6 protein-coding genes are annotated in these 9,168 nt (G+C 70.3%); 4 read left to right on the top strand and 2 right to left on the bottom strand.

Annotated features, from left to right (window positions below):
• Positions 1-199: 199 nt before the first annotated feature.
• Both ABZ406_RS30540 and ABZ406_RS30535 read right to left on the bottom strand, forming a co-directional pair.
• The gene (locus ABZ406_RS30540; protein ID WP_357768980.1) at positions 200-3,661 is read right to left on the bottom strand and encodes a ThuA domain-containing protein; all 3,462 of its coding nucleotides are present in this window, start codon (positions 3,659-3,661) and stop codon (positions 200-202) included.
• Positions 3,662-3,802: 141 nt separating this feature from the next.
• The gene (locus ABZ406_RS30535; protein ID WP_357768978.1) at positions 3,803-4,930 is read right to left on the bottom strand and encodes an FAD-dependent monooxygenase; all 1,128 of its coding nucleotides are present in this window, start codon (positions 4,928-4,930) and stop codon (positions 3,803-3,805) included.
• A 22-nt stretch (positions 4,931-4,952) separates the two neighbouring features.
• Here ABZ406_RS30535 and ABZ406_RS30530 point away from each other — a divergent pair, with 22 nt between their 5' ends.
• The 4 genes from ABZ406_RS30530 to ABZ406_RS30515 form a co-directional block, all read left to right on the top strand.
• A complete protein-coding gene (locus ABZ406_RS30530) occupies positions 4,953-5,678 on the top strand; it encodes a TetR/AcrR family transcriptional regulator C-terminal domain-containing protein (RefSeq protein WP_357768976.1) in 726 nt (241 codons plus the stop codon).
• A 38-nt stretch (positions 5,679-5,716) separates the two neighbouring features.
• Positions 5,717-6,529 (top strand): hypothetical protein, encoded by an 813-nt coding sequence (locus ABZ406_RS30525; RefSeq protein WP_357768974.1) that lies wholly within the window; start codon positions 5,717-5,719, stop codon positions 6,527-6,529.
• Between the two features lie 198 nt (positions 6,530-6,727).
• Positions 6,728-7,039 (top strand): CU044_2847 family protein, encoded by a 312-nt coding sequence (locus ABZ406_RS30520; protein WP_357768972.1) that lies wholly within the window; start codon positions 6,728-6,730, stop codon positions 7,037-7,039.
• A 1-nt stretch (position 7,040) separates the two neighbouring features.
• A partial coding sequence (locus ABZ406_RS30515) for a serine protease (protein ID WP_357768970.1) occupies positions 7,041-9,168 on the top strand: 2,128 nt, incomplete at its 3' end.

Below are 9,168 nucleotides of genomic sequence, written 5' to 3'. Positions count from 1 at the left end.
GGCGCACCCCCCCACGCTCTGCCCGGCCACCGCCATGCAACACCCGGCACTGCCGGGTCGTACTCTCCGCGATCTTGCGGTTCCTGTCGTGACGCATCAGGGCATTCCGGGCGTACTGACGACCGAAACTGCAAGATCGACGCGGGCGGGGCGTTCGTTCGCGCGGGGCGGGCGGAAATCCGCCCGCCCCGCGCTGCGGTCAGGTGACGGTGAGGGTCAGGTTGAGCGAGCGGGTTTCTCCGCTGGTGTACGTGACGGTCACCCGGGCGGTGTACGTCCCCTTGCGGCTGTAGGCATGGGCCGTCGACCGCAGCGTCGCCCCGTGCGTGATGGTGCTGTTGTCACCGAAGTCCCACGCGTAGTCGGTGATGCTCTGCCCGGACGGCGCCGTCGCGGTGGCGGTGAGCGTGGTGGTCAGGGGCGCGGCGCCGGCGGTCGGGTTGGCGGCCACTGACAACGTCCCGCCCGGTTCCTGTTTGACCCCGGCGCCGTTGAACCGCAGCCAGTCCAGCGCCATCAGGTCCGGGGTGCCGCCGACCTGGGCGGCGTTGACGAACTTCGCGTACAGGGTGGTCGTCCCGGTGGGTTTGTTGGTGAGCGTGACGGTCGGGGAGACCAGATTGTCCCACCCACCGGTCGAGCCGATGGTGGCGCTGCCGACCAGCGTGCCGGTGGGTGAGCCGGTGCGCAGTTCGATGGTGCCACCGAGCCCGCCGTTCGTCACCCCGAGCGTCACCGAGCCGATGTTGCGCAGGTCGGCCGGCCCGAACGCCACCCAGTCGTTGTGGTCGACCTCGCCGAGCCGCTTGCCGGCGCGGGCGGTGGCCCGGTCGTTCACTGTGACGCCGGACTGGGAGCTGAAGTGCTCGGCCTCCTTGCTCTTGGGCTGCAACTGGACGCGGGTCGAGCCGGTCAGCGCCGGTACGCCGGCCGCGCCACCGTCGGTGTACTGCGCGGTGATCAGGGTGTAGAGGTTCTGCCCCGGTCCGTGCCCGTCACCGGCGTCCGCCTCGGTGGCGAGCAGCCCCGAGCAGCCGGTGTAGACGTCCAGCGGGTGGGCGTGCTGGTCGTGGCCGAGTTGGGTCTGCACCGTCACCTTGGCGCAGTCGATGGTGGTGTCCTCCGGGTCGGTGACAGTCACCGTGTACGGGATCTTGTCGCCGAAGTCGAAGAACCCGCCGTCGGGCACGCTGATGGTCACAGTGGGTCGGGTGTTGCCGACCACCACGTCGGTGACCGCGTTGGCGGTCAGCCCGTTGCCGCTGTTGCGGACGGTCAGCCGGGCGGTGTACCTGCCGGCGGTGGAGTAGGTGAAGCTCGGGTTGGCGGCGGTGGAGTCGGTGGTGCCGTCGTTGGTGAAGTCCCAGGCGTAGCTGAGGGCCGTGCCGTCACCCGCTGTGGTGCCGGCCGACGAGAAGCTGACAGTGAGCGGCGCGCGTCCGCTGTCCGGGGTGGCGGCGACCTTCGCGGTCGGTGGCCGCCCGTTGGCCACGTAGTCGATCCGGTAGATGCCCGCGCCGGCGTTGCTGCCGCCGCGACCGCTGCCGGTGCCCTCGCCGAAGTCGATGACGTAGAGCGAGCCGTCCGGGCCGAACTCCGCCTCGAAGGGCTGGATCCAGCTCATGTTGTCGAAGATCCCGTTGATCGACTGGAGGTCACCCACTGCGGTCGGGCCGAAGCGCGCGTTGCTGAAGGTCTGCGCCGTCTTGTGGATCGAGAGCGTCTTGAACCACCTGCGGGTCAGCTCGTAGGTGATCCACTTGCCCTCGAAGTACTCCGGGAACTTCGTCGTGCGGGTGTTGGCCGGGTCGTAGTCGTAGACCGGGCCGCTCATCGGCCCGCCACCGCCGGTGCCGAGTTCGGGGAACTGGGTGGACGCGGAGTAGGCGTACCAGACCAGAGCGGACTTCGCCGCCGGCAGTGTGGTCAGGCCGGTGTTGTTCGGTGAGTTGTTCACTGGCGCGGCGCAGGTGAACTTCGCCCCCGAGGTGTTGGTGGCGAAGTTGTAGTCGTTGAACGGGATGTTGTTGCCCACGCAGTACGGCCAGCCGAAGTTGCCCGCGCCGGTGATCCGGTTGAACTCGACGGTCCCCTCCGGACCACGGTTGGGGTCGGCGGCGCGGGCATCTGGCCCGTAGTCGGCCACCAGTACCGCGTTGGTCTGGGGCTCGATGGTGATCCGGAACGGGTTGCGCATACCCATCGCGTAGATCTCCGGCCGGGTCCTCGCGGTGCCGGCCGGGAAGAGGTTGCCGCTGGGCACCGTGTACGTACCGTCGGCCTGTGGGGTGATTCGCAGGATCTTGCCGCGCAGGTCGTTGGTGTTGCCGGCGGTGCCCTGGGCGTCCCAGGCGGCGCGGCCGGCGCGTTCGTCGACAGGGGTGTAGCCGCTCGAGGCGAACGGGTCGGTGTTGTCGCCGATCGCCGCGTAGAGCCGCCCGGCCGCGTCCATGGCCAGCGACCCGCCCATGTGCGAGTTGGCCCGGCCCTCGCCCCGGTAGGTGGGGACGGCCAGCAGGCGTTTCTCCGAGGAGAGCGCGACGCTGTTGTTGGCGACGGTGAACCGGGACAGGTTGAGCTGTTTGAGGGTCTTGTCCGACCAGAGCAGGTAGATCCAGCCGTTGCTGGCGAAGTTGGGGTCCAGGGTCATCCCGAGCAGCCCGTCGGACTGGTCGGTCATCGCCGAGGTGTACGCGAAGTCCAGCAGCGTGGTGACCTGGAGGGTGTCGGAGTTGACCACCTTGAGCGCGCCGGTGCGCTGGATGTAGTAGACCTTTCGGTCCGGGCCGACGGCCAGCTCGAAGGGGTCGGCCAGGTTCTCGGTGACCAGCCCCACCCGTTCGAAGTTGCTGGTCCTGGTGGCCGAGCAGTCACCGGCGACCGCGCCGGCCGCCCACTCGATGCCGTAGCGCAGGTGCTCCAGGAACGTCGCGCTGCTGAACTGGGAACTGGAGTGCCCACCGGCGGTGAACCAGGACCGGCCGCCGTCGTAGCGCTGACACCAGGAGTACGCGTGGTCGACGCCCTCGTCCAGGCCGTTGATCCCGTCGCGCACCTTGATCTGGGCGAGGGTGTGCACGTTTCCGGTCGGGTTGGTCCGCCAGTTGTACCACTCCTCGCTCTGCTCCCAGAGCTCCGGCAGGTTGCGCGTCGACGGGTGCGCCCGGTCGAGCACCTTCACCCGGCCGGGGAAGGTGCCGCCGGTGGACGAGAAGTCGGGGTGGTAGTCGAAGATCGTGCCGACCAGGCCCTCGTACCACTGCCAGTCGCGTTCGCTGGCCGAGGCGGCGTGCAGGCCGGCCCACCCGCCGCCGTTGCGGATGAACGTCTGCAACGCGGCCCGCTGGCTGGCGTTGAGCAGGTCACCCGAGGTCGGGAGCGAGTTGGTGTTGTTGAAGACGAGAGCGTCGAAGGTGGCGAGATTGGCGTCGGTGAAGGCGGCCGCGTCGGTGGTGGCGACGACCTCGAAGTTGTGGGCGGTGCCGAGCTGCTGGATCGCGGCGACGCCAGCCGGGATCGAGTCGTGGTAGAAGTTGGTGATCTTGGAAAAGACCAGCACCCGGAATCGGGGGGCGGCTTCGGCGGGCAGGGCGGTGGTGGTGCTCACCACTGTGGCGATGGCGAGCAGGATCAGGCAGAAGGCACGGACGTGTCGGGGCATGGGGGCGCTCCCTGTTGGACGGTGAGGGTCGGAAAGCGCTTTCTCGCTGCCCGCATCACGCTACTGACAGCCAGTGACGACCGTCAATAGCATGCTGGTAAGCGTTTTCCCGCGAAGACCGCGTCCGCCGGGTGCCGAATCTCAGTCTGCGCGCGCCGGTTTCGGCGACCGGGTGAAGAATCGAACGATGTCCTCCGCGGCCGTGGGGGAGAGCATCATCGCCTGGACCCGCGCGGACATCTCGGCGATCGGGTGAATCCTGGCGAACATCGACTCCTCGTACGCGCGGATCGCCGTATTCGGGTCGGCGGGGTTGGCAGCGAACTGGCTGGCCAGTTCCGCGGCGTCGAGCATCGCCTGGTTGGCTCCCTCGCCGACCGGCGGCATGAGATGCGCGGCGTCGCCGAGGAGGGTGACGTGCGGCCGGTTGGCCCAGCGCGTGCCGGTGGGCATGGCCTCGATCAGGCGCGGCGTCGGCGGGCCGTCGGCGGCCTCGATGAGGGCGGTCAGGTGGGGGGCCCAACCCGCGAAGATGTCCAGCAGTGCCCCCGTGCTGCGGTAGGTGTCGAGGGGTCGGCCCTCCGCCCGCAGCGAGATCCCCACCCGGAGGCTGCCGTTGCCCAGACGTTGCGCGGACAGGATCTGGTTCACGCCGACGCACCACAGATTCCCCGGCCCGACCAGTTCGGCGAGATCGGGGTGGCGCCTGTCGACGTCGTCCACCGTCAGCTCCACGACTGTCGACACGTAGGACATCTCGACGTCGACCAGTAGTGACCGGACGACCGAGCGCGCGCCGTCCGCGCCGACGAGAATCTCGCAGGGGGTTCGTTGGCCGCCGTGGAACGTCAGCTCCCAGCCCTCGACGGGTCGGGGGGTCGCCGCGACGACCCGGTGCCCCCAGACGACTGTGTCGTCGGGGAGAGCATCGAGCAGGAGGTCACGCAGGACGCTCCGGTCGATCTCGGGACGCCCGGAGAGATGGCCGGGTTGTGGCACGTGGTGCACCAGGGTGCGTCCGGTCGGGTCGAGGATCCGGTGTTCCTCGCCCTCGGGGCGCGCCTCCGAGCGGAACCGGCCGGCGAGACCCGCTCTGGTCAGGGCCAGTTGACCGGACTCCGGGTGTAGATCGAGGGAGCCGCCCTGGGACCGGGCGGATCGGCTCGGTTCCCGGTCGTACACCACCGCGTCGATGTCGTGCTGGTGCAGGATCCGTGCCAGCGTCAACCCGCCGAGGCCACCGCCGACGATCGCAATTCGTTGTGGCACGGCGCTACCGTACACTGTATTTGTGGATACAGCGTACGGCAGCGAGCCGCTTCCGGTGTGGGAACGACCCGAACCCCAACCGAGGGCGGTGCCGGTGCAGTTGAGCCGCGACAAGATCGCCGCAACCGCGATCGGGCTGGCCGACGCGCACGGCCTCGACGGATTGTCCTTACGCAAGATCGCCAAAGACCTCGGCGTCGGGCCGATGCGGCTCTACGACTACGTGATCAACAAGTCGGAGCTCCTCGACCTCATGGTCGACGTGGTCTATGCCCGGATCGCCGAGGCGGGGCAGGGCTCCGGGTGGCGCGACCGGGTCCTGGCCATCGCCCACGCGACCCGCGAGGCAGCCCTCGACCACGAGTGGTTCTCCGACGTGCTCGGCGGACGGCCACACCTGGGGCCCCACGCGCTCGCCGTTGGCGAAGCGACCGCCTCGGCGCTCGACGCGTCCCCCGCCGTTCGCAACATCGACGATCTTCAACGGGTGGTGGGCGCCCTCAACGCCTTCGTCATCGGAGCGGTCCGCAGAGAGGTCACCGAGCGACGTACCGCACGTTCCACCGGCACCGACGAGGCGGCCTTCCAGGCCCGCCTCGGCCCCTACCTCAGGCGCATGTTGAACACCGGCAGATACCCCACAGTGGCCCGGCTCGTCATCGACGGCGCCCACCTCGACGCCCGGGAGACCTTCCACCACAACCTGACCACCATCCTGGACGGCATCACCGGCCGACGCCCCACCTGATCCACATCGGCAGCGCGAGTTCGGACAGGAGCCCACTGGTGCACGTCAGCCTGGCCACGAGCGCCGGTAAGGCCGGCCGGCCGAACGAGGACTTCGTCGGCGCGGTTCCGGGCGCCGTCGTGCTGCTCGACGGCGCCGGCATTCCGGGAGCCGAGTCGCTCTGCTTCCACGGCGTCGCCTGGTACACGCACCGACTCGGCGGAACGTTGCTCGGCCACCTGTCGCGTGACGACGGACGAACCCTCGCCGCGATCCTCGCCACCGCCATCACGGAGGTCGCCGCCGAGCACGGCGACACCTGTGCCATCGCCGACCCCAGCAGCCCACAGGCCACTGTCGCGATGGTCCGCGCCCACCAGGACCGACTGGACTGGCTCCTTCTCGCGGACTCCTTCCTCGTCCTCGACCAGGCCGACGCGGGCCCGCTCGTGGTCACCGATGAGCGCGAGGTGACCGCCCGACGCGAGTGCGGGGCGCCGCTGGCCGGCATCGCCCCGGGAACACCCGAGTACGACCGGGTGCGAGCCTCCTGCGTCACCGCGATGCGTGCCCGCCGCAACCAGCCGGGCGGCTACTGGATCGCCAAGGACGACCCGCGCGCGGCGCGGGAGGCGGTGACCGGCAGTCGACCCCTCGCCGCCCTGACCGGTGTCGTGCTGCTCAGCAACGGTGCCAGCCGCATCGTCAGCCCGTACGACCGGACCGACTGGCCGGGGGTGCTGGACCTGCTGCGCGCCGGCGGGCCGGCCAGCCTCATCGCCCGCGTCCGGCAGGCCGAGGCGCAGACCGCCGCCGGCACCGATGGGCAGACCCCGGACGACGCCACGGTGGCCCACTGCACAGACCTGTGAACGTCGGCCCGCACAGTGTCGATGATCCGATAGACGCCCCGATCGACGGGCTTTCCCCTGGCCGAGGAGCGCTAGGGTCTGGAACACCCCAGGAGAGTGAGACCGAAAGGGCCGACCGGCCCAGGGTGTCCACACTGTACCGCCGCAACAATTGCTGCCACCGGGACTGACCAGCGGCTCACCGAGGAGAGCGACCTGATGCAGGCCGACCTGATAGCGCTTGAGTTGAAGGACGAGACGACGTTCGCCGCGCTGGCGATGGAAATCGATTCTGAGGAGGAGGTCTCCTCCCAGGCACTCAGGATCAAGCTCACCGACGTGGCCCGACAGGTGGCCAAGGTCGCCGAGGAGATGGTGGAACACGCCCGCAAGGCCGCCCCGACGGAGATCGAGGTCACCATGCGCGTCGGCTTCTCGATCACCAACGGCAAGGCGGTGGCGCTGCTCGTCGACGGAAAGGCCGAGGGGGCGGTGGAGCTGAAGCTGGCCTGGAAGGACCTCGCCGACTGAGATGGCTGACGTCGAGGCCGGCCGGCATCTGTGGGCGGGGCTGGTCGGCGTTCACCAGGGCTCCGTGACGCAGACCGGCTTCATGATCGGCCCGCGGGCCATCGCCACTGCCACCCACGGCCTGGACCGCACCGGGCCGGTGAAGATCCGTCGCATCGGCCGGTCCGCCGACGCCGTCGACGAGCCGGCGACGATCCTGCTCTGGGACAAGCAGCGCGACCTCTGCCTCCTGACCGTCGACGACGCGGACGAGTTCTGGTTCGTCCCGGACACCCGGCCCCCCGCACTCGCCGCGGAGTACGTGGTGGTCAGCTGCGTCGACCGACGCGCCGAGACGACGCTCGTCGTCAACGAGGGTCTCGTCGAGGACAACGGGATCGCCTGGCTCAAGCTCCGGTCAGGGCAGATCCAGCGGGGATACAGCGGCGCACCGGTGCTCGACCGCGAGGACGGCCGGCTCGTCGGCATGGTCCGCGTCACGCGCGGGCGGCAGACGGACCTGGGCGGACACGCCCTGCTGGGTACGGAGATCGTCCCGATCCGTGCCGCGCTGGGCCTGGACACCGACGATCGCCGGATGCAGATCAGGCACGCCGCCAGCGGCCTCACCTGGCCTCCGCGCAGTCTGATCCGTGGCGACGCGCCCTCGGACCTGGTCGAACTCATCGGCCGCGAGGAGGAGATCGCCGCGCTGGACTCGCGCGACGGACCCCGCCACCGGCTCGTCGTCGGTGACCCACTCGCCGGCAAGTCCGCGCTGGCCGGCGTCTGGGTCCGCCTCGCGCACATCCCCGCCGGCGACACGGCGTACGTCGACGCGGCGTTGGCCCCGCCAGTCCCCGCGCGGCATCCCGTGGTGGGGATCGTGCTCCCGGTCCTCGGTGTGACCATCCCGCAGGACCCGTTCGGCAGCCGCTCCGACGAGGAGACGCTGGCGTTGGCCTGCTGGACGATCATGCGCGACCTGCGCGGAGGCCGGCTCGTCATCGACCTCCAGCACCAGGTCGTCGACGCCGCCGCCGACGGGGATCTCGCGGCGCTGATGAAGGCCGCCGAGCAGATGAACGCCGCGGTCGTCCTCGTCGGCCGGGGCCTCGGCGACGAGCTGTCCTGCGTGGCACTGTCCACAGCGGTCGAGGTGGGGCCGATCGGTCGTCGGGACGCGGCCACCCTCGTCGCACGCGCCACCCTCGGTCGGGTGTCGCGGGAGGAGGCGGAGACCGCGCTGGAGCTCGTCGACCCGGGGTGTCTTCTTCCCGGCGAGATCCTGGCGGCCTGCCGGCAGGCCGACGGCGGCGACGCCATCGACCTCGCCATCGCCCTGTCCGAACGATTCGATCTGCCCCTCTTCGACCCCACCACGGCGCTCCCCGACGACCCGATCGAGGCCCTCGGCGATCCCGGGTCGACGGCCGCCGGTGTCGGCGCCGAACCCGACGGAGAGGGCTCCCACGACGTGCCGCCGCCCGGAGCCCAGGACGTCGAACAGCAGGTACTGACCTCCGCCCAGGACCCCCTCGGCATCCGTGCGCCAGCGGCGACCCGGCGGGAACTGGCACCGGGCGCGTTCAGCGCCGACGCCATCTGGCTCGACGAGTGGCCGGGCACCGCCCCGTTCGTCTTCGAGGTGCAGAGGCTGACCTCCGAACAGGGGCTCGCGATGCAGGACATCGCGCATCGCGTGTCCGGCCGATCGATGAGACCCGAGTGGGTGGAGTCGCTCTACCGGCAGATCGTCGAACTCGAAGGCCGGGGGGACGATCGGGGCCCGTCGACGCGGGTCCGCCTGCGGCTGTGGCGCAGCCAGATCCACGCGGGCGACGTGGCCGCCGCCAGCCGTACGTTCACCGAGATCGGCGGGGAGCGCACCGTCAACCGCATCGTCGAGACGCGGAGTCACGTCGAGCAGGTCCAGGACGCCCAGGTGCTCGTGCTGGCGTGGTGGCTGGGGGCCGGCGCGGACGATGCCGTCGGCGCCGCGCTCGGGGCGTGGATGAGTGCCGTCGTCGTCGATGAGCACCTGTCCGGCCGCGCCGACGTGCGGATCGTGCTGCACGACGTGCTCCGCGCGGTCACCGTCCGGCCGCTGCCCACCCCGGACGGCCTCCGCGCGGTCGGCGAGTGGTGCC

Source organism: Micromonospora sp. NPDC005710 (assembly GCF_040630995.1).
Taxonomy (GTDB): Bacteria; Actinomycetota; Actinomycetes; order Mycobacteriales; family Micromonosporaceae; genus Micromonospora.
This window is presented reverse-complemented; position numbering and strand designations above follow the sequence as displayed.

What these genes read in the sequence shown, in the direction of transcription:
- ABZ406_RS30540 (WP_357768980.1), bottom strand. Translation starts at nt 3,661, where the DNA reads ATGCCCCGACACGTCCGTGCCTTCTGCCTGATCCTGCTCGCCATCGCC.
- ABZ406_RS30520 (WP_357768972.1), top strand. Translation starts at nt 6,728, where the DNA reads ATGCAGGCCGACCTGATAGCGCTTGAGTTGAAGGACGAGACGACGTTC.